Genomic DNA, 26,198 nt, shown 5'->3' with positions numbered 1-26,198 from the left:
ATTCACTCATGTCCGTCCATCTGAACCACACGATCATCCACTCCCGTGACAACCGGGAGTCCGCCACCTTCCTGGCCCATGTCCTCGGCCTGGAGGTCGGGACCGAGTGGGGACCCTTCATCCCCGTGGACACCGGGAACGGCGTCACCCTGGACTTCGCGACCATCCCGGCCGAGTCCATCACCCCGCAGCACTACGCGTTCCTCCTCTCGGAGGAGGAGTTCGACGCGGCGTTCGAGAAGATCCGGTCGGCGCGGGCCCCGTACTTCGCCGACCCGCACGGCCGGCACCCCGGCGAGATCAACCACAACGACGGCGGCCGCGGGGTGTACTTCACGGACCCGAGCGGCCACGGGATGGAGATCATCACGCGCCCGTACGGCTACCAGGAGCCGGGCGCCAAGGAGCCCTCGGCCTAGCACGCGCGCAGCGGGGGACGAGCACCACGAGCACCACTGCTCATCCCCCGCCGCCGTCGGCCCCACAGGGTCGGCGGCCCCTCTCGGAGGGCGGTACGTGAGCTGATGTCTGTTTCGGTGTCGCCTGATCGCGTGACTGCGGGAGCTTCCGGCTGGCCGACGGATCTGTCCGTGTTGCAGTCGCAGGGTGAGCGAACTCAGGCCCTACAAGAGCGACTTGTCCGACGAACGCTGGGCACTGATCGAGCCGGTGACCACTGAATGGAAGGCCAAGCACCCCTCCGTCAGAGGCCATCGGGACAGATACGAGATGCGGGAGATCGCCAACGCGCTCCTGTACCAGTCCCGTACCGGCTGCCAGTGGGATTGCCTGCCGCACGACCTGCCACCGCCCGGCGCGGTGAAGTACTACTTCTATAAGTGGCGCGACGATGGCACTGACGAGGTCATCCACGACCTACTGCCTGGCAGGTGCGTGAGGGCCGGGGCCGGTTAGCCGACCCGAGCCTGGTGGTGCTCGACACGCAGAGTCTCCATGCCGCCGCCGGAGTGCCCGCGGCCACGACCGGGCGGGAAGCCTCGAGGAAGGTGCCAGGCCGCAAGCGCGGGTTGGCCGTAGACGTGCTGGGCCTGGTGGTCGCTGTGGTGGTGCTGGCCGCCTCCGTACACGACAATGCCTTCGGCACCGCGCTGCTGGACAAGGTCGCGGCCGGGACCTCCACGGTGACGAAGGCCCTGGTGGATCAGGGATTCAAGAAGACCGTGGTTGACCACGGCGCCGGCCTGGGCATCGCGGTGGAGATGGTCGAGCGCAACCCGGCCGACCGTGGCTTCGTTCCGCAACCGATCCGCTGGAGGGTCGAGCAGACCAACGGGATCTCGATGCTCCACCGCAGGCTGGTCCGCGACTACGAACACCGCCCGGCCTCGGCCGGGTCACGGGTGTACTGGGCGCTGAGCGACGTGATGGCCCGTCGGCTGACGGGCACCTCCGCCCTGGCCTGGCGCGGCGTGTGAGCGGCCACCCGTAGCAGACCCTCGGCGCCCTGCTGGCCCGCCTGGAGGTCCGCGAGCGGCAGATCGCCATGGAAACGGAGGCTGCTCACGAGCAGATCGCACTGCTGGACGGACTCGCCCGGGCCGCCGAACACATCGCGATCACCCGCAAAACGCTCCTGGAACTGACGGACGAGGTACCCCTGGCGCCGGCTGCGGCCCTGCCGGACGGCCCCGCCTACCAGCAGAATGGCCGTGTTCGCCGAAGCCGACGCCCCCTTGCGTGCGCGCAACGTGTGCGAAGCGATGGACCTGAACGTCGCACCGAACAACGTCAACAACGTCCGCGTCAAACTGAAGCGTTTGACCAGGCCAGAATCCTGGCCGAAACCGAGCCGGGACTGTTCACCAGGCCACGACCGCAATCGCCCGGAATTCAGCCCTGCCCAGCGCGCCTACTCGAGGTCCATGGCCGAGTCGGCCGATGCCTCACGACCCATCGCCTCGGACGGCGCGGTCTTGATGCTGCCCGGAGCCCAGCCGAGGACTTCCTCGAAACTTCGCGCAACGATCGGGGTGGGCAGGTCTCCCCGGTCGCGTTCGAAGGTCCTGATGGTCGCTCACTCAGCCAGGTGCGGCGCGCGAGTTCACGCTCCGAGATGCCTTCGGCCTCATGGAATCGATGAGGGCTTTCGCCAGCCGTGTCGATTCCTCTCCACTCATGACCGCGGTATGTCGCAGAGCCCGGGCTGGGACAGCCCTCTGGCCCGGCCCCATGCCAGGGGCGCCCGGCCGCGGCAACACGCCTGCCAGACCGTATCCCAGTCGATTTGCTCGTCCTCGCCGCGCAACCGGCGCTCGTCAACAGCCCTGACCTGCGCTCATCCCATAACAGAGTCAGATCTCAGGCAAGAACTCGCATACAGCCCTCTAACAGTCGTCTCAGGTTCGCTCGGTAGGAAGTAGGCGTCCAGATAAGCGATTCAACCCGTATGCAGGAGGCTAGTGATGGCAGTCAACGCAGCGCCGTCCGGGGAAGCGCCGGCCGGTCGGTTGGCAGGCCGGTGGGTGCCATGGTTGGTGATCGGCCTGTGGCTGGTGCTGGCGGCGGGCATGGTGCCGCTGAGCGGAAAGTTGAGCTCGGTCACCACCGACAGCGCCGTAGACACCCTGCCGGCCAGTGCCGAGTCCACCAAGGTGGCGGTGCTGGACGACAGTCTCCCCGGCGGTGACAACAACACGTTCGTCTTCGTGTACCACCGCGCCGGCGGCATGACCGACGCCGACCGCGCGACGGTCGAGCGCCACTACGACACCCTTGCCAAGCGGTACCCGCCGAAGACGACGGCGGCGGCCGGCGAGGACGACGAGGGCTCACCGATGAGCCCCTCCACCGACCGCAAGGCGATGATGTTCACCCTCGAGGTGAGCACGACCTACGGCGCACCGGAGGACATCGTCGGCGCGTTGCGTGACGCCGCGAAGGACCGCCCCTCCGGCCTGGAACTCGACGTGACCGGCCCGGCCGCGATCGACGGCGACATGGATGCCGTCTTCGACGGCATCGACGTGCAGGTCCTCCTCACCACCATCGTCGTCGTCACGCTCCTGCTCATCCTCACCTACCGCAGCCCGGTGTTGTGGATCATCCCGCTGGTGGCCGTCGGCGTGGCCGCACTGACCGCGATGGGGACCGTCTACCTGCTCGTCAAGGGCTTCGGCATCGTGGTCAACGACCAGAACTCGGCGCTGCTGACGATCCTGGTGTTCGGCGTCGGCACGGACTACGCGCTGTTGCTCATCGCCCGATATCGGGAGGCACTGCACCACCATGAGAACGTCCGGGTCGCGATGGTCCACGCGCTACGCGGCGCGGCGCCGGCCATCGTCGCGTCCGCGGCCACCGTGGTCGCCGGCCTGCTCTGCCTGCTCGTCGCGGACCTGAACAGCACCAGCGGGTTGGGCCCGATCGGTGCGGCCGGCATCCTGTGCGCGCTGGTGGCCATGCTGACGCTGTTCCCGGCGGTGCTCGTGGTGCTCGGCAGGCGGATCTTCTGGCCGGCCATCCCGCGGTTCAGCACGGCCGTGGAGGAGAAGCCGGGGCTGTGGGGACGGCTCGGCACCGCCATCAGCCGCCGCCGGTGGGTGGCGACGCTCGGCTCGCTCGGAGTCCTCGGCGTGTTCGCCCTCGGGCTGGCGGGCAACACCGGCGCCCTGCGGGAGCAGGACCAGTTCCTGTCCGCGCCGGAGTCGGTCACCGGCTTCACCGTTCTCCGCCAGCACTTTCCGGAGCTCGGCGGCCAGCCGATGACGATCTTCACGCGGCCGGCGCACCAGGAGCGGGTGCTCGACATCGTCAGGGACACTCGCGGTGTGGCCCTGGCCATCCCGGAGCAGACCAGCGGTGGCTGGGCCAACATCTCCGTGTACCCGAAGGACGCGCCGGACACCGTCGCAGAGTACGACACGATCAAGCGGGTGCGCACCGCCGTGCACGCGGTGAGCGGGGCGGAGGCGATCGTCGGCGGGCCGAGTGCGGAGAACCTCGACACCGAGGTGACCACCAAGCGCGACGAGAAGCTGGTGATCCCGCTGGTGCTCGCCGTCGTCCTGATCGTCCTCGGGCTGCTGCTGCGCGCGATCGTGGCCCCGCTGGTCCTGATGGCCACCGTGATCGTCTCGTTCGCCGCAGCCTTCGGCGGCAGCGTGTTCGTCTTCGACACGATCCTCGGGTTCAAGGGTGTCGACCATTCGGTGCCGCTGCTGGCATTCCTGTTCCTGGTGGCGCTCGGCGTCGACTACAACATCTTCCTGGCCAGCCGGGCCCGGGAGGAGACCGTGCGTCTCGGCACCAGAGAGGGCATGCTCAAAGCCCTCTCAGCCACCGGTGGCGTCATCACCTCGGCAGGCCTGGTCCTGGCGGCCACGTTCGCGGTCCTCGTCACGCTTCCGCTGGTGATGCTGATCGAGGTCGGGTTCCTGGTGGCCTTCGGCGTGCTGCTCGACGCCCTGCTGGTGCGGTCGGTCCTGGTGCCCGCCCTCACCTTGCTGATCGGCCGGCGGATGTGGTGGCCGAGCCGGCTGTCCCGTCCGGCGGCGGAGCTGCCGGACGGTCAACAGTCGCTCGCCGACGACGAGGAGCCCGCGCTGCAACGGTGAGCGCGGCGGCACGGACGAGTTCCGGGACGGGCCCCAGGCCCGTCCCGGATTTTCATGGGCCCGCGACCGCCGCCCTTTGGTCCTGCGCCACGCGCCGGGGCCGGGGTCGGCGCATCGCGGTGCCCTGCCCCGACGGTGAGCCGTGCAGGGCCATGCCCGAGGGCCGCCGTCCCTTGTCCTGCGCTGCGCCGCCGGGGCGGGTCAGCGCACCGCGGTGTCCTCCCCGGCGGTGAGCCGCGCGATCGGGGCGGGCGGGGCCGCGGCCGGAAGGTCGACCCGAAGCAGCGCGCCACCGCGTGCGGAGCGGGCGACGGTGGCCCGGCCGCCGTGGGCGTCGACGACCCGCTGCACGATCGACAGCCCCAGACCGGATCCCGGCAACGCCCGGGCGCTGTCGGCACGGTAGAACCGGTCGAACACCCGCGGTACGTCGGCGGCGTCGATGCCCGGCCCGGCGTCGTCGACCTCGAGCACCGCCGACGCGCCCTTGGCACGGAGCCGGACCTGGACCGGCTGGTCCGCGGGGGACCACTTGCTGGCGTTGTCGATGAGGTTGAGCACCGCCCGCTCGAGCGCAGCGGGACGCCCGCTCACCCACACGGAGGTCACGTCGAGCGTGACCTCGATGTCGGGCACGCGGGAACGCGCCCGGGTCGCGGCGGCCACCACCACGTCGGCGAGGTCGAGCACCTCGGTGCTCTCGTCGCTGGTGTCACCGCGCGCCAGGTCGGTCAGCTCGGCGACAAGGGTGCTCAACTCGGCCACCTGGGCGCCGAGATCGTTGAGCAGCCGGGTCCGGCTCTCCGCCGGCAGTGCGCTGTCCAGGGTGCCGCGCCGATCGAGCCGGATCAGCAGCTCGACGTTGAGGCGCAGGCTGGTGAGCGGGGTCTTGAGCTCGTGGGCGGCGTCCTCGGCGAGCAGCCGCTGGGCCCGCCGGGAGTTCCGGAGCGCGGCGAGCATGTCGTTGATCGACTGGATCAGCCGCCGGATCTCCCCACCGCCCTCGTCCGGGATGTCGGCGTCGAAATCCTGGGTGTGCGCGACACGTACCGCGGCGGCGGTCAGCCGGTCGATCGGTGCCAGCCCTGTCCGCGCCACGGTCCGCCCGACAAGGGCGCCGCCGACCACGCAGAGCAGCCCGATCAGCAGCATGCCCAACCCGAACCGGTTGATCGGGCTGTCGTCGACGACGCGGGCCACCTGGACCGCGCCGTCGCCCGCCCGCAGCGTGTAGATGAGGTAGCCGTCGTCGTCGCTGTCGTTCGACTCCATCAGGTCGGCCGACACGCCCTGCGCCACGCGCCGGGCGTGCTCGCTGACCGGGGGCAGCGCGGGTTGGCCGGCCGGTGTCCGGATCGAGCCGTCGGGCAGGATGACTCGCACCAGCCGACCGGATCCGGGATACGGCGGTAGCTGGACCTGCGCCGGACCGGCGCGCTCCGCGTTCGTCGCCAGGACGCGGGAGTCGGCGCGCAGCTGATTCTGGGCGGTGTCCTGCAGCTCCCAGTCCAGTAGCTCGCTGGCCACCTGGAAGGCCGCGAACACGCTGACCGCGATGGCCGTCGCCGCGATCACCGTCAGCCTGGTCCGCAGGGACCGCCGGCGCCACCATCGAGTCAGCCGGCGCGGTTCCCGGCCGGCGGGCCTGCTCACGGAGGAGTCTCCCGCAACACGTATCCCAGGCCGCGCAGCGTGTAGATCAATCGCGGCTCACCCTCGGCCTCCATCTTGCGGCGCAGGTAGCTCACGTATACCTGGAGGTTGTTGGCGGTGGAGCTCATGCCGAAGCCCCAGATCGCCTCGAAAAGCGCGTCGCGGGTCAAGACCCGGGTCGCGTTGCTCACGAGGACCTGCAGGAGGGAGAACTCGGTCCGGGTCAGACCCAGCGGCCGCCCGCCCCGCCACGCCTCGAACCTGTCGGGATCGAGCCGGACGTCGGCGAACGACAGGATCTGCGACTCCTCGTCGGTCGGCGTGCGCCGGCGCAGCAGGGCCCGCACCCGGGCCAGCAACTCCTCGGTGGCGAACGGCTTGGGCAGGTAGTCGTCGGCGCCCGCGTCCAGCCCCGCGACCCGGTCGGAGACCTGGTCACGGGCGGTCAGCATCAGCACCGGCAGATCCCGACCCGCGGCCCGCAACCGCCGGCAGGTCTCCAACCCGCCGAGGCGGGGCATCATCACGTCGAGGAGCAGCAGATCCAGCGTGTCACCGCTGGCCCCAACGACCCCGTCGAGCACGGCGAGACCGTTGGCGACGGTGCTGGTGTCGTAACCCTCGACCTGGAGCACCCGCTCCAGCGACTCACGGATGGCCACGTCATCATCCGCGATCATGATCCGCACGTCGGTCCGCCCCCTTCCAGTCGATGTTTTTGCCGCTCATTGTCCCCGATCAACCTGAGGCCAGGATTAGAACGTCGCTGGGGACCGCGCTCTTACGGACGGATGCCTTAAGAAATGGAACCTACCTCGGCTCATGAGCAGGGGAGGACCGGATGACCAGCACCGCACCCGGCAACCAGACAGTAGATCCTCCGCGCCGGCGCACGAGAACACCGTCGGGATCGCGCTGTTGGACAAGGTCGCCGCCGACACCGACGCCGTGGAGAAGGCCCTGGTCGACCAGGGCTTCGAGAACGCCGTCGTCGCGCAGGCGCGCCTATGGGATCTTGATGCTGCACCGCAGGCTGGTGCGCGACTACGAGCATCTGCCCCGCAGTTCGCAGTCGCGGGTGGACTGGGCGATGACCGCGGTGATGCTGCGTCGGCTGACCGGGGCGACCACACCGGTCTGGCGCACCGCATGACCGGCGGGAAGCTGACGCTCGGCGCGGTGCCGGCGCGGCTGGAGGAGCGGCTGGAGGAGCGGCTGGAGGAGCGGGAACGCGAGATCACCGCACAGGCCGAGACGATGCGGGAACAGGTCGCGCAGCTGACCGCACAGCTCGACGAACTCGGCCGGGCCGCCGAGAAAGTCTGGATCACCCGCAAGACACTGCTGGGGCTACCCGACCCCGGGCCGCCCGCGCTGCCGGCACCGAAGCTGCCGGATCATCTCGCCTACCAGCAGATCATGGCGGTGTTCAGCGCGGCCGACCACCCGCTGCGGGCCCGGCAGGTGTGCGAGGCCATGGACCTGGCAGTCGCGCCCAACGACATCAACAACGTCCGCCTCAAGCTCAAGCGGCTGGCCGACCGCGGGATCCTGACCGAGACCGAGTCAGGCTGGTTCACCCAGCCTCGGCCATAGCCGACCGACGTCGCCACGACCTGCCCGCTCGTCCCGCACGAAACGAAGAATGGGGCATCAGGTCTCATACCGCCCTCTCACGGAGGTCGCGGCGAGCATGGCGGGCCTCCGTGGCGGTCATCCGGTCCATGACGGCCACCGGGAGTGCCGGGTTCCGGGCCGCGGCCCCCGCCGCGTCCTCGTCGCCGAGCAGCGCGACGAGGACGGGTACGGGCACGCGTGGGTGCCGCGCCGCCATCGCGCGCACCCCGCCGTCCGGGTCGTCGAGCATCCGTACCACCGAGTCCGGCGACAGCCGGGGATCGGTGGCGGCGCGCAGCCGCACCTCGGCGTCCCCGTCCCCGCTGAACCGTTCCACCAGAGCGGGCGTCGAGTCCGGGTCGTCGAGGGCCAGTTGTCGCAGCCGCGGGTGCGGGTGGTCGGCGTAGCGGAGCAGATCGCGCCGCGGGAAGTTCGGGTGCCCGTAGGGCCGGTCGGGGGTGGAGTAGCTCCCGTTCCACCACTGCCACACCTCCAGCAGCATGTCCGCCGGAGCATCGTCGCACCGCTCGGCGAGGAAGAGGCGTACGACCCGGTCTTCGTCCCGGGCCAGCCGCTCCACCACGTCCGGCGGCAGCCGCCGGGCCGTCGCGACGCTGCTGCGCAGCAGGAGGTGCGCAGATGCCGCGAGGCGGCGCACGGCCTCCTCGTCCTCGTGCAGTGCCACCACCCACGCGATCGGCCCCCGCACCGTCCGCGGGTCGATGTCGACCGGTACGGCGGCCCGCTGCTCCTCCGTCAGCTCGGGTCGCGTGGACACGGCGAGGCGTACGTCGCCCTCGGGATCGGCGGCAAGTACGGCGACCAGATCGGGGTCCACGTAGGGGTTGCGGGCCAGGTCCCGGCGCAGCCGGGGGTCCGCGTCGGCGCAGAGCCGCAGGACGAGGTCGCGATCCAGCCGGTGCCCCTCGACGAGGCGGCGCGCCCCCTGCTCGGCGTCGTAGAACTCCGCCGTGAGCGGCGCCTCCTCGTGCCGGGCGAGCGTGACCGCGGTCCGCACGGCGGGGTCGGGGTCCGCCATCAGCTGTGCGCGGGTCCCTTCGTCGAGGTCCCGCCAGCCGGCTTCGCACGCAGCGGCCCGCACCCGTGGGAGCGGATCCGCCAGCAGGGCGGCGCGCAGCGGGAGGGGCAGTGCGGGCAGCATCCAGGCCAGCTCCTCCCGGACCGGACCGAAGGGGTCCGCGGCCAGCGTCCGGTACGCCTCCCGCGTCAGCCCCCGCCCGGCCATGGCCGCGGCCTGGAGCACCAGCTCGCGCCGGGCACCGCTGGATTCGCCGAGCACCAGCCGTGACCACTGGGCGGCGGAGAGCCCGCGGGATGCGGGCCACTCGGTGAGCCGGCCGCGGACCCGCCAGTCCGGGTGGTCGACCGCGGCGTCGAGGACGGCGGGCGGCAGGTCACGCCGCGCCAGGACGTACGGGGCCATGTCAAGGTCCAGCAACCGGATCCGGACGCGGTCCGGTGCGGCCGCGTTGAAGCTCAGCCCTTGGAACCAGGTCTGCCGCAGCCTCGGCCCGGCTTCCGGCCCCCAGTCCCGACCCAGCCACGGGTCGTCGCGGTGTCGTACGTCTGTCCCCATCCGCAGGACGGTAGACGATGTCCGGCGTGCCCGTGTCCGGTGTACCCGTGTCCGGGGGCACCTCGGCGCGGGTCCCGTACCCCGGACACCCGCGCCGGTGGACGACCCTGGAGGATGTCCTCGTGAGCCGCATCGACCGCGTCCGTGCGGGCGGCGGGGCATCGAGGGAGGGACACGCCATGTCGGACAACACCCCGCTGGGTGACCGGATGAAACGCTACGAGGCGGTGCACCGTGCGGTCCTGCCGCGCCGGACCTACACGCTGCTGCGGGTGGACGGCCGTGCCTTCCACACCTACATGCGCGGCGCGGCCCGGCCGTTCGACGAGGCCTTCATGGCCGACATGGACGCCGTCGCCGAGGCACTCTGCGCGGAGATCGCCGGAGCGCAGTTCGCGTACACCCAGTCCGACGAGATCAGCGTCCTCCACACCGACTTCGACAGCCCGGGCACCGAGCCCTGGTTCGGCGGCGTGGTCGCCAAACAGCTGTCGGTCGCCGCGTCGCTGGCCACGGCCGTCCTGAACGAACGCCGACCGGGCAAGCGCGCCTTGTTCGACGCCCGCCTGTTCACGATCTCCGATCCGATCGAGGTCGCCAACTACTTCCTGTGGCGGCAGCGGGACGCCGTGCGCAACAGCATCAGCATGGCCGCGCAGGCGCACTTCCCCCACGAGCGCCTCCAGGGCGTCTCCTCCGGTGGCCTGCAGGAACTGCTGTGGTCGCAGGCCGGGGTCAACTGGAACGAGTACCCGGACGGCTGCAAGCGGGGGCGGGTCGCCGTACGCCTGACCGGTGAACGGGAGACGGCCTACGTCGACCGGCGCACGGGCCGGGAGGAAACCACCACCGCGGTCCGCTCCTGGTGGGAGACCTCTGCCGCGCCGCACTTCACCACGAGCTCCGAGGGTTGGCTGGCCGCCACGATCCCGACGATGCCGAGCTTCGCGCCGGCCGCCGTCTGATCGCGGCCGGTCCGGGGAAACAGCGACGCCCGGCCGGGAGCCGTGCTCTCGGTCGGGCGTTCTCGACGAGCGTGCCGTCGGTGTTGCAGGGGCGGCAGGATTCGAACCTGCGGCCTTCGGTTTTGGAGACCGGCGCTCTGACCAGCTGAGCTACACCCCTTCGGTGGGACCAACCATGGCACGAACGGGCCCGGAGATCCAATCAATTCCTCGCTCGACCGGGTGCGAGTCCTTCCCCGGAGTATGTTCTGACGGTGGACCACGCACCGATCACCATAGAACTCACCCGGGACGAGGCCCTGGTCCTGTCGGACTGGCTGGAGCGGGTGCAGATGACGAACCTCAGCCGCCTCGTGGAGGACGAGGCGGTGTGGGCCCCCATCCACAGGCTCGCGGGAACGCTGGACACGGCCCTCCCCGAGATCTTCGCGGCCGACTACGCGGAGCGGCTCGCGGCGGCGCGCCTTCGTCTCCTCCCCTCCGACGACACCGACACCGACACCGGCACCGACAGCGCCGCCACCGGTGAGGGAGCCGCCACCGGTGAGCAAGACGCCCCCAAGCGGCCCTGAGGGCGGCGCCGCACCGGACCGGCGCGGGTGGCGAACCCGCGGGGTGGGGAGGATCGTGGTGAGGGGACCCATGGAGCGGGAGGTTCCGTCATGCCCCGAAGTCGACGACCGGGGCGGGTGCGGGGCTCGCTCCTCGCGCCGGCGCTCCTCGCGCTCGCGCTCCTTGCGCCCGCCCTGTTGGGCGCGGCCCCGGGCGGCTCGGGCGAGACGATCTCCCTCTCCGGGAACGGGCCCGGCCAGCGGCTCGACGTCACGTTGACGCAGGTGGTGGACCCGGCGGCCCCCGCAGGTCCGGAGCCCGCCGGGAGCGACCGGCTCGTCGCGGCCCGCTTCCGCCTGGAGAACACCGGGACCGCCGTCTACCAGGACTCCCCCGCACCGGCCGCGCACCTACTGGACTCCGCCGGGCAGCGGTACACCGGCGACGACGTCCCCACCACCGCCGGGCCCGCCTTCCCCGAGACCGTCACCCTCGATCCCGGCGGCACGGCGGAGGGCTTCATCGCCTTCCGGCTCCCGGCGGACGCCGACCCGGCCGCGGTTCAGTTCGCCCTGAACACCGGCCTCGCCGACGACGTCGGCCAGTGGAGCCTGCCGCTCCCGTAGCGGGCGGGTTTCGGCCGCCCCCTTGACCACTCTGGTCCAGACCAATAGTTTCCGGCATGCACAGCGCACGCGCACACGCCCCGCTCCTCGCTCCCCGCATCCGCAAAGGAAGCCCATGCGCCGCAGCATGCTCGGCAGGCTCGCCGTCGCCGCCTGCTCCCTCTCCCTGCTGACCGCCTTCGCGCCCGCCGCCGCCGCGCAGGCCGACGGCGGCCACGACCGTCCGTACAAAAAGGTCGGCTACTTCACCCAATGGGGGGTCTACGGACGGGACTTCCAGGTCCAGGACCTGGAGGCGAACGGCTCCGCCGGCAAGCTCACCCACATCAACTACGCCTTCGGCAACGTCAGTCCGCAGGGCAAGTGCTTCACCGGGAACGTGCCCGGCGAGGCCGACGCCTGGGCCGACTACGTACGCCCGCTCGACGCCGCGAACTCCGTCGACGGGGTGGCCGACACCGGCGAGCAGCCGCTCGCCGGCAACTTCAACCAGCTGCGCGAGCTCAAGGCCAAGCACCCCGGCCTCAAGGTGCTGATCTCGCTGGGCGGCTGGAGCTGGTCCACGCACTTCTCGGACGCCGCGCTCACCCCGGCTTCCCGCAAGGCCTTCGTCGAGTCCTGCATCGACCTCTACATCAAGGGCGACCTTCCCCAGGACGGCGCCCGCGGCGGAGCCGGAGCGGCCGCCGGCGTGTTCGACGGGATCGACCTCGACTGGGAGTGGCCCGGTTCCGCGGGTGACACCGACACGAAGTACCGGCCCGAGGACAAGCAGAACTTCACCGCGCTGGTCAAGGAATTCCGCACGCAGCTCGACGCGTACGCACGGAGCCAGAAGAAGAAGACCGCGTACGAACTGACCGCCTTCGTCCCGACCGCCCCCGCCAAGATCGACGCGGGTTTCGACGTCCGCCGGATCATGCGCGACCTCGACTTCGTGACCCTGCAGGGCTACGACTTCCACGTCTCCGGCGAACCGAGGACCGCCCAGCAGTCCGCGCTCCGCGCCCGGGGCGACTTCAGCGTCGACGGGACGGTTGACGCCTGGCTCCGGCGCGGCGCGCCCGCGCACAAGCTGGTGATGGGCATGCCGTTCTACGGACAGGGCTGGACCGGCGTCAGCGGTGGCGGGGACGGCATGGGGCAGCCGGCCACGGGCCCGGCACCGGCCACCTGGTCCGCCGGGTACGAGGACTACAAGGCGCTGAAGAAGCTGGCCGACTCCGGCGCCTACACGCTCCACCGGGACCGGCGCGGCGGTCACGCCTGGCTGTTCGACGGCACCACGCTGTGGACGTACGACGACCCGCAGGTGCTGCGCGCCAAGACCCGGTACGTCCGCGAACACGGCCTCGGCGGTGCGATGTTCTGGTCGCTCGACGCGGACACCGCGGACGGCGAGCTGATGACGGCCGTCGACCGGGGCCTGCGCGGCCGCTGACCGGGGCCGCACCAGACCGGCGCCGCCGGGCCGCGGAAAATCATCCGGCCCGGCGGCGCCCCTCCACGTACGCTCCCCCGCATGAGGAACTCGACGGTGCGGGCGGTCAATCGGCTCACGACGCACTGGGCCGCGGCCGCGCAGGCCCCGGCCGGGAGCACGGGCACGGTGTTCACCGCGGCCGGGCTATGGCCGCTGCTCGCCCTGCTCGCGGACGGCTCGGGCGGACCGGCCCGCGCCGAGCTGGCGCAGGCCCTGGGCATACCCGCCGAGGCCGCGGGCCAAGGCGCCCGGGAGCTGCTGGCCGCGTTTGCCGGCGTACGGGGCCTTCGGACGGCGACCGGCCTGTGGACCGGTGCCGGTCTCCCGCTGGAGGAGGGCTGGTCGGCGAAGCTCCCGGCCGGCACCCGGGGGACGCTGACCGGGGACCCGGACGCCGATGCCAAGGCGCTCGACGCGTGGGCATCGGACCGGACGGACGGGCTGATCGAGCGCATGCCGGTGGTTCTGGAAGAGGACACCCTGATGGTCCTCGCCTCCGCGCTCGCGCTGCGGCTGCGGTGGATCCAGCCGTTCGACGAGTGGGAAGGGGAGCTGCACACCGGCCCGTGGGCCGGGCGCCGCATCCGCACGCTGTACCGCAGCACCTCGCTGCTCGACCGGGTCCGGGTGGCGCACGGCCCCACCGGTGCGGTCACCCTGCTGGAGGTCGTCGGGTCGGCGGGCGTGGACGTCCACCTCGTGCTGGGCGAGCCCGAAGCGCCGGCCGGTGGCACGCTCACCACCGGGATCGCCGCCGTCACAAGGGTCCTCCCCGCCACGGGAGCGAGTCTGCTCCCCGACGGGCGCCCCGGTCCGGGGCTGGGGGTCGCCACGGTGGCCGCCCACTCCCCCGAACCCCGGCTGGACATCGAGACGGTGGCCTTCGAAGTCCGGTCGGAGCACGACCTCCTGGACCACGCCGGGCTGTTCGGGCTGGAGACCGCCACCGACACGGATCGCGGCCACTTCCCCGGCGTCAGCTCCCAGCCCCTGGCCATCACTTCGGCACGGCAGTCCGCACTGGCCCGGTTCGACGCCGAGGGCTTCGAGGCCGCCGCCGTCACCGCCTTCGGCATCGCGGCCGGCTGCGCGGCGCCGGCGCGGCCCAGGTACAGGGCCCGCCGGGCCGAGGTGCACTTCGACAGGCCGTTCGGGTTCCTGGCCGTCCACCGGACCTCGCGGCTGGTCCTGGCGGCCGGCTGGGTGGCCGAGCCCGAAGCCGCCTAGGTCCTGTCGTCACAGTGGCGCCGGCCGAGCCCGCGGCGTCCGGTGCCACGGGGTCTCCCCGGGCCCGCAGGGCCGAGGGGAAGCAGGGCAGCGGAGGGGCGCCCGTGAACGGGACGTACTCGGGCGCCCCGACGACCTGGGGTCCCCCGGACGGAGTCTGGGGGATCAGGTGCGGCGCCGGGCGGCGCGGGCCCGACGGGACCTTGACGACAACAGGGCCTAGCCCGACGTCCCCCGGCCGGAGCGGCGGTGGACGGCCGCCAGCGCCGCCGTCTCGCTGAAGGCGGGGACGCGCCCGGTGCCGCCGCGGCCGGAGACCGAGAGGGAGGCGGCGGCGGTGCCGTACGCCACGGCGTCCTCGAGGGTGTCCCCGAGGACGAGCCGGGCGGTGGTGGTTCCGGTGAAACAGTCCCCCGCACCGGTCGCGTCCACCGGCTCGGGATTGACCGGCACGGGAAGGTACGCCGCCCGCGTGCCGTCGTCCAGCAACAGCCGGTCGGCGCCCGTGGTGACCACGACCGTACGGGCGCCCAGTGCGCGGCAGCGGGCGGCGGTCGTACCCGGGTCGGCGGTGTCCACGAGGGCCCGCGCGTCGGCCGGGGAGGAGGCCTTGAGCAGCCCGGTCAGCGGCGCGATCTCCGCCAGCAGCTCCCGGGCCTCGGCCGGTCCGGTCAGTCGGGAGCGGAAGTTGGGGTCGTACGTCACGTGCCCGCCCGCCCCGTGCACCAGGCGGGCGGCTGCCAGTACGGCATCGCGGCTGCTCGGCGACAGGGCGCCGGTGATGCCGCTGGTGACGAGCGCGCCGCAGCCGGACAGCAGGTCCCGCCAGGATGCGACGTGCCGGGGTCCCAGGGTGGATCCGGCGCTGTGCGTGCGCCAGTAGACGAACTCGCGGTCGCCGTCGGTGTCGGCGGCGAGCAGGTAGGCGCCGTTGGGGCGCGGGGCGCGGCGGACGTGGGAGACGTCCACGCCGAGTGCGGCGGCCCGGTCCAGCAGCGGGACGCTCAGTTCGTCGTCGCCGACCACGGCGAGCAGGGCGGTACGGGCGCCGGCCGCGGCTGCGGCGGCTGCCGCGTTGAGGGCGTCCCCGGAGTAGGAGATGCGGGCCGGGGTGCCGTCGGCGGCCTCGCGCAGGGCGGTGCCCGCGTGGATCTCGACCAGGACCTCACCGAGTACGAGCACGTCGTAGTGCACGTCGTCGTGCGGGTCGTCGTGCGGGTCGGTTCCTCCGGCCACGGTCAGTGCCCCGCGCACGGTCAGTGCCCCGCGGCGGCGTTGCAGGAGCCGCAGCACGGCGCGGCCGCACCGGCGAACACGGCGGCCAGTTCGCCCGGGTCGCACGGCAGGCCGCCGCCGATCCCGACGGCCGTCGCGCCGGCGGCGAGCCAGTCCGGGACGTCGGCGGGCCGGATGCCGCCGGTCGGGACGATCACCGCCCCGGGCAGGACGGCCCGGAGGGAGCGCACGAACCCCGGGCCGCCGACGTGCGCCGGGAAGACCTTGGCGGCTCCTGCGGCCCGGACGGCGGCGGCGATCTCGCCGGGGGTGAACCCGCCCTCGATGAACACGGCTTCGCGGCGTACGGCCACCCCGCGGACCTCGGGGGCCGGGTAGGGGGAGATCAGGAAGGCGGCGCCCGCGTCGAGGGCCGTCTCCGCCTGCGCGGTGGTGGTGACCGTGCCGACGCCGATCAGCGCCGGGCGGCCGTGGACGTCGTTCAGCGCGGCGGTGCGGGTCACGGCGGCCGCCCAGCCGGGGGTCGAGGTGGTGAGCTCGACCGCGCGGCAGCCGGCGGCGAGCAGGTCGGTGGTGTGGCGCACGGCCTCGTCGGCGTCGGCACTGCGCAGCACGGGCAGCACGCGCTGGGCCGCCAGCACCGCGTAGAAGTGTCCCGACGGATCGCCGGGCAGGTGGTCCGACGGATCGCCGGACCGGTGGCCTGACGGCCGGCCGGACAGATGGCCTGACGGGTGATCGGGCAACGAACCCTCCCCTTCGCTCCACGCGCTTGTTCCACGTAGTGGAACGACGTACCGTGTGACGGAACCATGTGGTCGAGACCCTACCCAGGCCGGGAGCACTCGTGTCAATGGATGAAGCGGCAGCGGGCGGGCGCGCGGGGCGGACCTCCGCGGCCGGGTCCGCCCTGGAGAAGTCCCTGCGCGTTCTGGAGGCGGTGGCCGCGCCCGGCGGCCCGCACCGCCTCGCCGATGTGACGGCCGCGGCCGCGGTGCCCAAGTCGAGCACCTTCCGCATCCTGGCCTCGCTGATCGACCAGGGCTTCGTACGCCAGGAGGCCGACAGCCGGTACGGGGTGGGGCCGCGGCTGCGCGGGCTGTCCGCCCTGGTCGGCGCCGGGGAGCCGGCCAGCATCGGGCACATCCTCGGCGAACTGCGGCGGGCCACCGGCCAGACGGTCCATCTGGCCCTGCACAGCGGGCGGACCATCACCTACATCCGCAAGCTGGAGAGCGAGGACCAGCCCTTCCGGACGGCCTCCCGCGTCGGCATGCGCATGCCGCTGCACACGACCGCGATCGGCAAGAGCATCCTGGCCCTGCTGCCCGCCGAGGAGGTACGGGAACTGATCGACGTGACCGGGCTACCGCGCCGGACGCCGCACACGCTCACGACCGCACGGGCGCTGCACGCCCAACTGGCGGCGGTCCGTGCCCGGGGCTTCGCCGTCGACGACGAGGAGAACGAGCCCACCATCCGCTGCATCGGCGCGGCGGTCCTCGGTCCGGCGGGCCGGCCGATCGGCGGGGTCAGCGTCACCACCGTCACGTTCCTGGTCTCCCGCGAGGAGATCGAGGCGTACGCACCGGCCCTGCGCGCGGCCGCCGAGGCCCTGGCTCCGCTGCTGTGACCCCCGTTGGAGGGCCCCGGTGGAAGGCGCTGGAAACTCTTCGGGAAAATTCTTCCGGATAACTGTTATCGACGTCCCCGTCGACGGTCTCCCATGTATCGGGCATCATCGACCGCCGGTACGGACAGGGAATCACATGACTACTCAGCACACCGCAGCGCTCGTGGCAGCGGCCCGCGCGGGCGACCTGCGCGCGCAGGACGAGCTCGTCAGCACCCATCTCCCGCTCGTCTACAACATCGTCGGGCGGGCCCTCAACGGGTCCTGCGACGTGGACGACGTGGTGCAGGACACGATGCTGCGGGCGCTCGACGGGCTGGGCGGCCTGCGCGCGGACGAGAGCTTCCGGTCCTGGCTGGTGGCGATCGCGATGAACCGCGTGCGGGCGCACTGGCAGGCCCGGCAGAGTGGTTTCGGCGAGAGCACGCTGGAGGCCGCGAGCGATGTCGCCGACCCGGGTGCCGACTTCGTCGACCTGACCGTCGTCCGCCTCCAGCTCGCCGGGCAACGGCGCGAGACGGCCCGCGCCACCCGCTGGCTGGAGCCGGAGGACCGGGCGCTGTTGTCGCTGTGGTGGCTGGAGTGCGCCGGGGAACTGACCCGGGCCGAGGTGGCCAGTGCGCTGGAGCTGTCCCCGCAGCACACGGCGGTCCGGGTGCAGCGGATGAAGGCGCAGCTGGAGTCGGCCCGCGTGGTGGAGCGCGCGCTGGATACCCATCCGGCGTGCGAGGAGCTGCGGACCATGATGGCGGGCTGGGACGGGCAGCCCTCGGCGCTGTGGCGCAAGCGAATAGCCCGGCACGCCCGTGAGTGCGTACGGTGCTCCGGCCTGTGGAGCGGGCTGGTTCCGGCGGAGGGCCTGCTGGCCGGTCTGGCCCTGGTACCGGTCTCGGCGGCCCTGCTCGCAGGGGTCAAGACGGCGGGGGCGGCCGCCTTCGACCCCACGAGCGTTGCCTTCGCCGAAGGTGTCGACGGGGGCTTCGGCGGTGGCTTCGACGACGCGGCGACCCAGCTCACCCCGGTGGCCGACGTGGGCGGCGGTGGCCGCGGCGCGCTGCGCAAGCGCCGGCAGGGCCGCCGCCGGGTGGTCGGCGGTGCGGTGCTCGCCGCCTGCGTCGCGGGCGGCGGGCTCGTGTACCTCGGGGGGCTGCCCGGTTCCGGTGACACCAAGGAGGGCGCCGCCGCGCCCGCGACCCCGCTGGCCGCGCTCTCGGCGACCGAATCCGCCGCTCCGCCCTCGGAGTCGGCTTCCCCCTCCGCGTCCCCCTCGCCCTCCGCGTCGGCCTCCGCCTCGCCGAGCCCGTCGGCGAGCCCGAGCCCGACGCAGTCCAAGAGCAAGTCCCCGAGCCCGAAGGCCTCGACGGCCAAGCCGGCGCCCGCCCCGCCGTCGGGCGTGGCCGGCCAGGTCGTGGCCCTGGTCAACAGCGAGCGGGCGGCGGCCGGCTGCGGCCCCCTCAAGGAGGACCCGCAGCTGCGTGCGGCGGCTCAGGGGCACTCCGACGACATGGCGGCCCGGGACTTCTTCGACCACACCAGCCCCGACGGCAAGGACCCGGGGGCCCGGACGACCGCGGCCGGCTACCGCTGGTCGACGTACGGGGAGAACATCGCGCGGGGCCAACAGACGGCCCAGTCGGTCATGGACTCCTGGATGAAGAGCCCGGGCCACAAGGCGAACATCCTCAACTGTTCCTTCAAGGACATCGGCGTGGGCATCCACCAGGGGGCGGGCGGCCCCTGGTGGACCCAGAACTTCGGCGCACGGTAGGAAGCGGCACAGCGCGGTACGGATCGGTACGGAGCGGTACGGATCGGTAGGGGGGCGGTACGGAGCGGTCGCCCGGCCCGGTGGCGCCGGGCCCGCGCGTCAGGGGCGCAGGCCCCGCAGCTTCTCCGGGTTGACGGTGACGCGCAGCGCGGTGATCCGGCCGTCGGCGGCCTCGAAGGTCATGGCGCCGACGGTCGCGCCGTCGTGGACGAGCAGCAGGCCCGGCTCGCCGTTGATCTCGGCGAGGCGCATCGCCCCGTCGCGGACCTCGGACTTGGCCAGGACGCCCAGCCACCAGCGGGCGACGTGGTCGGCTCCGTGCAGCGGACGGCGGGCGGCGGTGACGATGCCGCCGCCGTCGGCCCAGGAGACGATGTCGGGGGCGAGGACCGTGAGCACCTCGCCGAGGTCCCCGCCGAGGCAGGCCCGGCGGAACTTCTCGACGATCTCCCGCTGTTCGGCCGCCTTGGCGGTGAAGCGGGGGCGGCGGGCCCGGACGTGTTGGCGGGCCCGGTGCGCGGACTGGCGGACGCTCACCTCGGACTTCCCGACGACCTCGGCGATCTCGGCGTAGGAGTACCCGAACACCTCGCGGAGCATGAACACCGCCCGCTCGGTCGGGGTCAGCGTCTCCAGTACGACCAGGACCGCCATGGACACGGTGTCGGCGAGTTCGGCCTCCTCGGCGATGTCGGGCGAGGTCAGGAGGGGTTCGGGGAGCCAGGGCCCGACGTAGGCCTCGCGGACGACCTGGGCCGACCTGAGCCGGTTGAGGCTCAGGTTGGTGACGGTGCGCACCAGGTAGGCCCTGGGGTTCTCGACGGCCGTGCGGTCGGTGCGGTGCCAGGCGAGCCACGCGTCCTGCACGATGTCCTCTGCGTCTGCGACGCTGCCCAGCATCCGGTAGGCCGTACCGAACAACAGGCGCCGGTGCTCCTCGAAAGTCTCGCTCATGGTCACCACGGTGTCATTCGCCGACCCGGATGATCAAGGGAGGTCCACGGGGCGGCTCCCGGCGAGGGCGCGCAGCCCTTCGGCGCAGTCGGCGTGGCCCGGCGCCCAGCCGAGCTCGGCCCCGGCCCGTGCGTGGGAGACGCGCATGCTGGTCGTGACCATGCGGTGGGCGTAGGGAAAGGGGCGCATCAGCCAGGCGGGCGCGCCCATCGGCTTCGGGGTGCCGTACGCCTCGGCGACCTCGCGGATGTGGGCGCCGAATCCCGTCGGGGTGTCGTCGACGATGTTGTACGCCCGCCCCGGGCGGCCGCGCTCGACGGCGAGGGCCACGGCGCGGCCGGCGTCCGCGAGGTCCACCCAGGGCAATACGCGTCCGTGGTCGGCGACCGCCGGTACCTTGCGCCGGCGCAGCATCTCCACGAGCGGCTCGGTGGCTCCGGCGCCGTAGAAGAGCCCGAAGCGCAGCGCGATGCCCTCGATCCCGGCGGAGCCCAGCATCAGTTCCTCCTTGACCCGCATGCCTTCGAGGTGGCGTTCCACCGCGCGGTCGCCGGTCGGGGCGAACGGGTCGGTGTCCTCGGTGATCACGTGGTCGCCGAAGTCCCGGTAGCCGTAGCCGAAGACCATCGACTCGGCGATGACGCGGCGGGCGCCGAGCGCGCGGGCGGCCTCCATGAGGTTCCTGGTGCCGGTCACCCGCAGGTCGTCGGTGGCGAACATGTCCTTGTGCCGCATCGGCGCGGTGCGCAGGGCGGTGGCCGCGTGCACCACCGTGTCGGCCTCGATGCCCTCGACCGCCCGCAGCAGCCCGTCGCGGTCCATCAGGTCGGCGCGCACCTCGGCCCCGGCTCCGCGGCCGAGGCCGATCACGGTGTGGCCGGCGCGGGTGAGCGCCCGGGTGATGTGGCGTCCCAGGACTCCGCTCGCCCCGGCCAGCAGTACCTTCTTGGTCTCGTTCATACCCGGGGGACCGGGTGGCCCCGGCGAACGTGACGCCTGCGGGGTGCGACGCGCGTCACAGCCCGGTGCGGGTCAGTGGTGGAAGCCGGACCGCGGCGCGGCGGCCGGTGCGGGCGGGGGCGTGGCCGTCAGGTGTTCCACGGCCGCGCGCAGGTCGGTGACGAGCAGGGCCATCTGATCGCGGGTCACGCCGTGCCGGACGAGGACGCGTTGGATGACCGTGTCGTCGCGGTCCGCGGGCAGCGGGTACGAGGGCACCTGCCAGCCGCGCATGCGCAGCCGGTCGGAGAGGTCGTAGAGGTTGAAGGGACTGGCGTCGGGGTCGGTGAGTTTGTAGGAGACGGCGGGCAGGGCGCCCTGGCCGTCGTAGAGGAGGGTGAAGGGGCCCATGTCGGCGATCTGCCGGGCGAGGTACTGGGCGGTGTCGGCGCACGCCTCCTGGACCCGCCGGTAGCCGGCCCGGCCCAGGCGCAGGAACAGGTAGTACTGCGCGATGATCTCGCCGCCCGGGCGGGAGAAGTTGAGGGCGAAGGTCGGCATGTCGCCGCCGAGGTAGTCGACGTTGAAGACGAGGTCGGCGGGGAGGAGGTCGGCGGTGCGCCAGACGATCCAGCCGACTCCCAGCGGCGCGAGACCGTACTTGTGGCCGGAGGTGTTGACGGAGGCGACGCGCTCCAGCCGGAAGTCCCACACCACGTCGGGGTGGAGGAAGGGCGCCACGAACCCGCCGCTCGCGCCGTCCACGTGGATGGGGACGTCCCAGCCGTGCTCGGCCTGGATCCGGTCGAGCTCGGCGGCGATCTCGGCGACCGGCTCGTAGTCACAGGTGTAGGTGACGCCGAGGATGGCGACGACGCCGATGGTGTTCTCGTCGACGTACTCGGCGAGCTGATGGGCCCGTAGGCCGGTGGCGCCGGCCTCGATCGGGATCTGTCGCAGTTCGACGTCGAAGTAGCGGGCGAACTTCTCCCAGCAGATCTGGACGGGTCCGCACACCAGGTTGGGGCGGTCGGTGGGCAGGCCCGCGGCTCGGCGGCGCTCGCGCCACCGCCATTTGAGGGCGAGGCCGCCGAGCATGGCGGCTTCGCTGGAACCGGTGGTGGAGCAGCCGGCGGCGGTGGTTCCGGCGGGGGCGTTCCACAGGTCGGCCAGGATGTTGACGCAGCGGGACTCGATCTCGGCGGTCTGCGGGTACTCGTCCTTGTCAATCATGTTCTTGTCGAGGCAGACGTTCATCAGGCGGTGCACGCCCTCGTCCGACCAGGTGGTGCAGAAGGTGGCCAGGTTCTGGGCCGCGTTGCCGTCCAGGAGCAGCTCGTTGCGGAGCAGTTCGTAGACGACCTCGGTGGGTGAGTGGTCCTCAGGAATCCTGTACTTGGGGAGGATCTGGCCGCTCAGGGTGGACGTGAACACGTCCGTGTCGGCGTCCTGAGCGCGTGCGTCCTTCGTCTCATGAAGAGCCATATCGGGACTATAGGGTACAAATTCCCCCAATCGCGGATGAGATCGAAAGCGGCGCGAGCCGCCGCCGGGGTATCGATGACGCTATGCTTCCGGCCGACTCTCCAGTGTGACCCCACCCATACAACCCCCGAGTAACCCCAGAAATTACCGTTCAATAGACTCAACGCCGAAGATCTTCCGGTCCAGACCCCCGGAGCCGCTCTGGACAGGAAGATCATCTAACTTGTTCTATCGGCAACTTATCGCCCCATGTCCGGATACAGGCCACCCCCCTCCCGAGCCCTGATACCTCTTCGGACCATGAACAAGATCACTCGCCGTCAGGCCTTGGGGACAACTGCCGGTGCCCTCACCGTCCTTGGCCTGACTGCCGCTGCCGCGGGCGCCACGCACGCCGCCGCGACTCCCACCGAGCCCACCACCCCGGGCACGGTCGACGAGGTCTACCAGGGCCGTCGCATACAGATCACCGCCGGCGGGGGCGGCCACCACGGCGGCCACCACTCGCCCGGCCAGCCCACCGTCCGAATAGACGGCCGGGAACTGCACGTCATGCGCAACGCCGATGGCACCTGGATCAGCGTCATCAACCACTACGAGACCTTCGCCGACCCGAAGCTGCTCGCGCGCGCGGCCGTCCGCGATCTCCAGGGCGCCGCCCTCGTTCCCTTCGGAGGTGCGGCATGACCGTCCGCAAGAACCAGGCCACGCTGACCCCCGAGGAGAAGCGCGCCTTCGTCTCGGCCCTGCAGGAGCTCAAGCGCACCGGCGTCTACGACCGCTTCGTCACCACCCACAACGGCTTCATCATGAGCGACACCGACTCGGGCGACCGCGTCGGCCACCGCTCCCCCTCCTTCCTGCCGTGGCACCGGCGCTTCCTCCTGGAGTTCGAGGAGGCGCTGCAGAAAGTGGACGCGAGCGTGGCGCTCCCGTACTGGGACTGGACGGTGGACCGGACCTCTCGCGCCTCCCTCTGGGCCGCCGACTTCCTCGGCGGCACCGGACGGGCCCGCGACGGGCAGGTCATGGACGGACCGTTCGCGTACGCGACGGGCAAGTGGAACATAAACGTGCGGGTGGACGGGCGCGCCTACCTGCGCCGTGACCTCGGTGCGGGCGTCGCCCAGCTGCCGACGAAGGCCGAGGTGGACTCCGTACTCGCCATGCCGGTCTACGACATGGCGCCCTGGAACAGCTCCTCCAACGGCTTCCGCAACAACCTGGAGGGCTGGCGCGGCGCCAACCTGCACAACCGCGTGCACGTGTGGGTCGGCGGGCAGATGTCCACCGGGGCCTCCCCCAACGACCCGGTGTTCTGGATGCACCACGCGTTCATCGACAAGCTGTGGGCCGACTGGCAGGCCAAGCACCCCCGGTCCACGTACCTGCCGGGCGCGGGCACGCAGAACGTCGTCGACCTGAACGACACCATGCGGCCCTGGAACGACGTGACCCCGGCGGACATGCTGGACCACCGGAAGTTCTACGCCTTCGACACCGAACCGGCGGCCGCACCCGCCGCCAGCCAGCGGTAGTGCAGTTCGGGGCGGCCGACCTGGCCGTACCGGGGGGTGCGGTCCGCGCGGCCGGTGTCCACCAGGTGCTCCAGGTATCGGCGGGCGGTGATCCGGGAGATCCCGGCCGCCTCGGCCGCCCCCGCTGCGGTCAGCCCCTCGGGCGCCGACCGCAGCAGTGCGGCGACCCGGTCCAGGGTCGGCGCGCTCAGCCCCTTGGGGAGCTCGGCCGGGCGGGGTGCGCGCAGGGCGGCCATCGCCCGGTCGACGTCGTCCTGGCCGGCGGCCTCGCCCGCCGTCTGGCGGAACTCGGCGTACCGCAGGAGCCGTTCGCGCAGGGTGGGGAACGCGAACGGCTTCAGTACGTACTGGACGACACCGAGGGAGACGCTCTCGCGGACCACGGCCAGGTCCCGCGCGGAGGTCACCACGATCACGTCGACGGGATGTCCGGCGGCGCGCAGCCCGCGCGCGAAGCGCAGGCCGTGTCCGTCGGGCAGGCCGAGGTCCAGGAGCAGCAGGTCGACACGGGTCCGCTCCAGGAACCGGGTGGCCTCGGCGAGGGACTGGACGGCGCCGACGGCGGTGAAGCCGGGCACCCGGCCGATGTAGAGCGCGTGCGCGTCGGCGGCCACCGGGTCGTCCTCGACGATCAGTACGCGCACCTCGCCCCCGCTCATCGCGGACCTCCCGGGTCCGCAACGGGTGCGGGCGTGATCGGCAGGCGGACCGTGAACTCCGCGCCACCGCCCGGGCCCTGCGCGGCGACCACCGCGCCGCCGTAGCGCTCCGCCACCTGCCGGACCAGCGCGAGGCCGAGGCCGCGCCCCTCGCCCTTGCCGGACCAGCCCCGGCGGAACACGTCCACCCCTTCGGGCAGTCCGGGTCCGTTGTCCGCGACCCGCAACAGCAGTTCGTCCGGCTCGGGCCGCAGGGTCACCGCGATCCGGGCCCCCGGTACGGCGGTGAGCGCGTCGACCGCGTTGTCGATGAGGTTGCCCAGCACGGTGACCAGGTCCCGGGCCGGCGGCAGCCCACCTCCTTCGGCGAGACTGCGGCTGTCGGCGGTGACGACCAGTTCGACGCCCCGCTCGTGCGCCTGGGCGGCCTTGCCCAGCAGCAGCGCCACCAGCACCGGCTCCCCCACCGCGGTGACCACCTCGTCGGTGAGGGCCTGGGCGAGTTCCAGCTCGGCGGTGGCGAACTCGACCGCCTCGTCCGCACGACCGAGTTCGATGAGCGAGACCACGGTGTGCAGTCGGTTGGCCGCCTCGTGGGCCTGGGAGCGCAGCGCCTGGGTGAAGCCCCGCTCGTGGTCCAGTTCGCCGGTCAGCGCTTGCAGTTCCGTGTGGTCGCGCAAGGTGACCACGGTGCCCCGGCGGCCGCCGCCCGCGACCGGCGAGCTGTTGACCACCAGCACGCGGTCCGCGGTCAGGTGCACCTCGTCCACCCGGGGCCGGTCCGCGAGCAGGGCCCCGGTGAGCGGGGCCGGCAGACCGAGGTCGGCGACCCCGGTGCCGGTGACCTCCCCAGGTAGACCCAGCAGTTCACGTCCTGCGTCGTTGATCAAGGTGATCCGGCGCTGCCCGTCGAGCATCAGCAGCCCCTCGCGGACCCCGTGCAGGGCCGCCTGGTGGTAGTCGTACATCCGGCTGAGCTCTGCCGCGTTCATGCCATGAGTGTGACGGCGCAGCCTCGCATTGACGACGTACGTGCCCACGCCGCCGAGGGCGAGCGCGCCGCCCGCGACCCAGGCGAGGGCGGAGAGCTGCGCGGCCAGCCGGTCGCTGATGGCGCGGACGGTGATCCCCGCGCTGACCAGGCCGATGATCCGGCCCTCGTCCTGGAGCGGGGTGACCACGCGGATGGAGGGACCGAGGGTGCCGGTGTACGTCTCGCTGAAGGTCTCGCCGCGCAGCGCGGGGGCGGTGTTGCCCATGAAGGGCTCGCCGATCCGGCGGGGGTCGGGGTGGGTCCAGCGCCGCCCGTCCGGGGACATGATCGTCACGAAGGCCACTCCGGAGTGCGCCCGGACCTGCTCCGCGTAGGGCTGGAGCAGGGCCGACGGGTCGGTCCCGCCCGCCGCTCCCCGTACGGCCTCGCGTACGGACGGGGAGTCGGCGACCGCGCGAGCCACGGCTCCGGCCTGGCGCCGGGCGGCCTCCTCGGCCTGGCCCCGGGCCGTGGCGTACGCGAAGACGGCGCAGCCGGCGACGACCACGGCGACCAGCAGCACCTGCATGGCGAAGAGCTGGCCGGCGAGGCTGCGCGGGGGGCGGGGGAAGCGGAACATGGCGCTCAGTGTGCACCGGGTCGTGAACTCAATGAACGCAAGGGTGACCGGGGTCACAGCCCTGGGCGATGGTCTCCCC

General features: G+C 72.3%; 22 protein-coding genes, 1 tRNA gene and 2 pseudogenes. 14 read left to right on the top strand and 11 right to left on the bottom strand.

Features of this window, described 5'->3' with window-relative positions:
* Window positions 1-8 precede the first annotated feature (8 nt).
* The 3 genes and pseudogenes from OG594_RS42150 to OG594_RS42140 all read left to right on the top strand — a co-directional run bounded on the left by OG594_RS42150 (window position 9) and on the right by OG594_RS42140 (window position 4,574).
* Complete coding sequence (locus tag OG594_RS42150) at window positions 9-419, top strand: VOC family protein (RefSeq protein ID WP_266607674.1); 411 nt, start codon at window positions 9-11, stop codon at window positions 417-419.
* 187 nt (window positions 420-606) lie between these two features.
* Window positions 607-1,436 (top strand): annotated as a pseudogene (locus OG594_RS42145) (IS5 family transposase).
* Window positions 1,437-2,423: 987 nt separating this feature from the next.
* Entirely contained in the window at window positions 2,424-4,574 is a 2,151-nt protein-coding gene (locus OG594_RS42140) for an MMPL family transporter (protein WP_266607673.1), read from the top strand.
* A gap of 201 nt (window positions 4,575-4,775) precedes the next feature.
* On the opposite strand, the gene OG594_RS42135 is transcribed toward OG594_RS42140, so the two are convergent.
* Together OG594_RS42135 and OG594_RS42130 are read right to left on the bottom strand one after the other, a co-directional pair.
* On the bottom strand, window positions 4,776-6,227 hold the full coding sequence (locus OG594_RS42135; RefSeq protein ID WP_266607672.1) for a HAMP domain-containing sensor histidine kinase: 1,452 nt from the start codon (window positions 6,225-6,227) through the stop codon (window positions 4,776-4,778).
* Window positions 6,224-6,916: a response regulator transcription factor gene (locus OG594_RS42130; protein WP_323185446.1), complete on the bottom strand. Its 693-nt coding sequence runs from the start codon at window positions 6,914-6,916 to the stop codon at window positions 6,224-6,226. The genes OG594_RS42135 and OG594_RS42130 overlap by 4 nt, the downstream gene beginning before the upstream one ends.
* A gap of 190 nt (window positions 6,917-7,106) precedes the next feature.
* Between OG594_RS42130 and OG594_RS42125 the strand changes: the two are divergent.
* Both OG594_RS42125 and OG594_RS42120 read left to right on the top strand, forming a co-directional pair.
* Window positions 7,107-7,380, top strand: a pseudogene (locus OG594_RS42125) (IS5/IS1182 family transposase); the annotation flags it as partial.
* Window positions 7,377-7,823 carry a hypothetical protein gene (locus OG594_RS42120; RefSeq protein ID WP_266607670.1) on the top strand — a complete coding sequence of 149 codons (447 nt, stop codon included), beginning with the start codon at window positions 7,377-7,379 and terminating at the stop codon, window positions 7,821-7,823. The pseudogene OG594_RS42125 and the gene OG594_RS42120, both read left to right, overlap by 4 nt.
* 64 nt (window positions 7,824-7,887) lie before the next feature.
* On the opposite strand, the gene OG594_RS42115 is transcribed toward OG594_RS42120, so the two are convergent.
* Window positions 7,888-9,441 carry a PE-PGRS family protein gene (locus tag OG594_RS42115; RefSeq protein ID WP_266607669.1) on the bottom strand — a complete coding sequence of 518 codons (1,554 nt, stop codon included), beginning with the start codon at window positions 9,439-9,441 and terminating at the stop codon, window positions 7,888-7,890.
* A 122-nt stretch (window positions 9,442-9,563) separates the two neighbouring features.
* Here OG594_RS42115 and OG594_RS42110 point away from each other — a divergent pair, with 122 nt between their 5' ends.
* The gene (locus tag OG594_RS42110) at window positions 9,564-10,406 is read left to right on the top strand and encodes a tRNA(His) guanylyltransferase Thg1 family protein (RefSeq protein ID WP_266607668.1); all 843 of its coding nucleotides are present in this window, start codon (window positions 9,564-9,566) and stop codon (window positions 10,404-10,406) included.
* Window positions 10,407-10,492: 86 nt separating this feature from the next.
* On the opposite strand, the gene OG594_RS42105 is transcribed toward OG594_RS42110, so the two are convergent.
* Window positions 10,493-10,566: transfer RNA gene (locus tag OG594_RS42105), tRNA-Trp, on the bottom strand.
* 94 nt (window positions 10,567-10,660) lie between these two features.
* Between OG594_RS42105 and OG594_RS42100 the strand changes: the two genes are divergently transcribed.
* The 4 genes from OG594_RS42100 to OG594_RS42085 all read left to right on the top strand — a co-directional run bounded on the left by OG594_RS42100 (window position 10,661) and on the right by OG594_RS42085 (window position 14,294).
* Entirely contained in the window at window positions 10,661-10,978 is a 318-nt protein-coding gene (locus OG594_RS42100; protein WP_266607667.1) for a hypothetical protein, read from the top strand.
* Window positions 10,979-11,068: 90 nt separating this feature from the next.
* Window positions 11,069-11,584, top strand: a complete 516-nt coding sequence (locus tag OG594_RS42095; RefSeq protein WP_266607666.1) for a hypothetical protein — start codon at window positions 11,069-11,071, stop codon at window positions 11,582-11,584.
* A gap of 115 nt (window positions 11,585-11,699) precedes the next feature.
* The gene (locus OG594_RS42090) at window positions 11,700-13,025 is read left to right on the top strand and encodes a glycoside hydrolase family 18 protein (protein WP_266607665.1); all 1,326 of its coding nucleotides are present in this window, start codon (window positions 11,700-11,702) and stop codon (window positions 13,023-13,025) included.
* A gap of 81 nt (window positions 13,026-13,106) precedes the next feature.
* A complete protein-coding gene (locus OG594_RS42085) occupies window positions 13,107-14,294 on the top strand; it encodes a serpin family protein (protein WP_266607664.1) in 1,188 nt (395 codons plus the stop codon).
* Window positions 14,295-14,513: 219 nt separating this feature from the next.
* On the opposite strand, the gene OG594_RS42080 is transcribed toward OG594_RS42085, so the two are convergent.
* Window positions 14,514-15,587: a sugar kinase gene (locus OG594_RS42080; protein ID WP_266607663.1), complete on the bottom strand. Its 1,074-nt coding sequence runs from the start codon at window positions 15,585-15,587 to the stop codon at window positions 14,514-14,516.
* Entirely contained in the window at window positions 15,551-16,276 is a 726-nt protein-coding gene (locus tag OG594_RS42075) for a bifunctional 4-hydroxy-2-oxoglutarate aldolase/2-dehydro-3-deoxy-phosphogluconate aldolase (protein WP_266607662.1), read from the bottom strand. The genes OG594_RS42080 and OG594_RS42075 overlap by 37 nt, the downstream gene beginning before the upstream one ends.
* A gap of 107 nt (window positions 16,277-16,383) precedes the next feature.
* Here OG594_RS42075 and OG594_RS42070 point away from each other — a divergent pair, with 107 nt between their 5' ends.
* Window positions 16,384-17,163 (top strand): IclR family transcriptional regulator, encoded by a 780-nt coding sequence (locus OG594_RS42070; protein WP_266608842.1) that lies wholly within the window; start codon window positions 16,384-16,386, stop codon window positions 17,161-17,163.
* Between the two features lie 136 nt (window positions 17,164-17,299).
* Window positions 17,300-18,931 (top strand): sigma-70 family RNA polymerase sigma factor, encoded by a 1,632-nt coding sequence (locus tag OG594_RS42065; RefSeq protein WP_266607661.1) that lies wholly within the window; start codon window positions 17,300-17,302, stop codon window positions 18,929-18,931.
* Window positions 18,932-19,030: 99 nt separating this feature from the next.
* Here OG594_RS42065 and OG594_RS42060 read toward each other — a convergent pair whose 3' ends face one another.
* The 3 genes from OG594_RS42060 to OG594_RS42050 form a co-directional block, all read right to left on the bottom strand.
* Entirely contained in the window at window positions 19,031-19,885 is an 855-nt protein-coding gene (locus OG594_RS42060) for an RNA polymerase sigma-70 factor (protein ID WP_266607660.1), read from the bottom strand.
* Between the two features lie 33 nt (window positions 19,886-19,918).
* Complete coding sequence (locus OG594_RS42055; RefSeq protein WP_266607659.1) at window positions 19,919-20,845, bottom strand: NAD(P)-dependent oxidoreductase; 927 nt, start codon at window positions 20,843-20,845, stop codon at window positions 19,919-19,921.
* A gap of 72 nt (window positions 20,846-20,917) precedes the next feature.
* Window positions 20,918-22,309: a glutamate decarboxylase gene (locus OG594_RS42050; RefSeq protein WP_266607658.1), complete on the bottom strand. Its 1,392-nt coding sequence runs from the start codon at window positions 22,307-22,309 to the stop codon at window positions 20,918-20,920.
* A gap of 300 nt (window positions 22,310-22,609) precedes the next feature.
* Between OG594_RS42050 and OG594_RS42045 the strand changes: the two genes are divergently transcribed.
* Together OG594_RS42045 and OG594_RS42040 are read left to right on the top strand one after the other, a co-directional pair.
* A complete protein-coding gene (locus tag OG594_RS42045; RefSeq protein ID WP_266607657.1) occupies window positions 22,610-22,996 on the top strand; it encodes a tyrosinase cofactor in 387 nt (128 codons plus the stop codon).
* On the top strand, window positions 22,993-23,847 hold the full coding sequence (locus tag OG594_RS42040) for a tyrosinase family protein (protein WP_266607656.1): 855 nt from the start codon (window positions 22,993-22,995) through the stop codon (window positions 23,845-23,847). Before OG594_RS42045 ends, OG594_RS42040 begins: the two co-directional genes overlap by 4 nt.
* Here OG594_RS42040 and OG594_RS42035 read toward each other — a convergent pair.
* Together OG594_RS42035 and OG594_RS42030 are read right to left on the bottom strand one after the other, a co-directional pair.
* Window positions 23,796-24,506: a response regulator gene (locus OG594_RS42035; RefSeq protein WP_266607655.1), complete on the bottom strand. Its 711-nt coding sequence runs from the start codon at window positions 24,504-24,506 to the stop codon at window positions 23,796-23,798. The two genes, OG594_RS42040 and OG594_RS42035, sit on opposite strands and share 52 nt — an antisense overlap.
* Window positions 24,503-26,119: a sensor histidine kinase gene (locus tag OG594_RS42030; protein WP_266607654.1), complete on the bottom strand. Its 1,617-nt coding sequence runs from the start codon at window positions 26,117-26,119 to the stop codon at window positions 24,503-24,505. Before OG594_RS42030 ends, OG594_RS42035 begins: the two co-directional genes overlap by 4 nt.
* Between the last annotated feature and the right edge of the window lie 79 nt (window positions 26,120-26,198).

Origin of the sequence: Streptomyces sp. NBC_01214, assembly GCF_026340975.1 — a bacterium.
Taxonomy (GTDB): Bacteria; Actinomycetota; Actinomycetes; order Streptomycetales; family Streptomycetaceae; genus Streptomyces.
This window is presented reverse-complemented; position numbering and strand designations above follow the sequence as displayed.

Coding starts and splice junctions, on each gene's coding strand:
- OG594_RS42150 (WP_266607674.1), top strand. CDS start 9: ATGTCCGTCCATCTGAACCACACGATCATCCACTCCCGTGACAACCGG.
- OG594_RS42140 (WP_266607673.1), top strand. CDS start 2,424: ATGGCAGTCAACGCAGCGCCGTCCGGGGAAGCGCCGGCCGGTCGGTTG.
- OG594_RS42120 (WP_266607670.1), top strand. CDS start 7,377: ATGACCGGCGGGAAGCTGACGCTCGGCGCGGTGCCGGCGCGGCTGGAG.
- OG594_RS42115 (WP_266607669.1), bottom strand. CDS start 9,441: ATGGGGACAGACGTACGACACCGCGACGACCCGTGGCTGGGTCGGGAC.
- OG594_RS42095 (WP_266607666.1), top strand. CDS start 11,069: ATGCCCCGAAGTCGACGACCGGGGCGGGTGCGGGGCTCGCTCCTCGCG.
- OG594_RS42090 (WP_266607665.1), top strand. CDS start 11,700: ATGCGCCGCAGCATGCTCGGCAGGCTCGCCGTCGCCGCCTGCTCCCTC.
- OG594_RS42085 (WP_266607664.1), top strand. CDS start 13,107: ATGAGGAACTCGACGGTGCGGGCGGTCAATCGGCTCACGACGCACTGG.
- OG594_RS42070 (WP_266608842.1), top strand. CDS start 16,384: ATGGATGAAGCGGCAGCGGGCGGGCGCGCGGGGCGGACCTCCGCGGCC.
- OG594_RS42065 (WP_266607661.1), top strand. CDS start 17,300: ATGACTACTCAGCACACCGCAGCGCTCGTGGCAGCGGCCCGCGCGGGC.
- OG594_RS42060 (WP_266607660.1), bottom strand. CDS start 19,885: ATGAGCGAGACTTTCGAGGAGCACCGGCGCCTGTTGTTCGGTACGGCC.
- OG594_RS42055 (WP_266607659.1), bottom strand. CDS start 20,845: ATGAACGAGACCAAGAAGGTACTGCTGGCCGGGGCGAGCGGAGTCCTG.
- OG594_RS42050 (WP_266607658.1), bottom strand. CDS start 22,309: ATGGCTCTTCATGAGACGAAGGACGCACGCGCTCAGGACGCCGACACG.
- OG594_RS42045 (WP_266607657.1), top strand. CDS start 22,610: ATGAACAAGATCACTCGCCGTCAGGCCTTGGGGACAACTGCCGGTGCC.
- OG594_RS42040 (WP_266607656.1), top strand. CDS start 22,993: ATGACCGTCCGCAAGAACCAGGCCACGCTGACCCCCGAGGAGAAGCGC.
- OG594_RS42035 (WP_266607655.1), bottom strand. CDS start 24,506: ATGAGCGGGGGCGAGGTGCGCGTACTGATCGTCGAGGACGACCCGGTG.
- OG594_RS42030 (WP_266607654.1), bottom strand. CDS start 26,119: ATGTTCCGCTTCCCCCGCCCCCCGCGCAGCCTCGCCGGCCAGCTCTTC.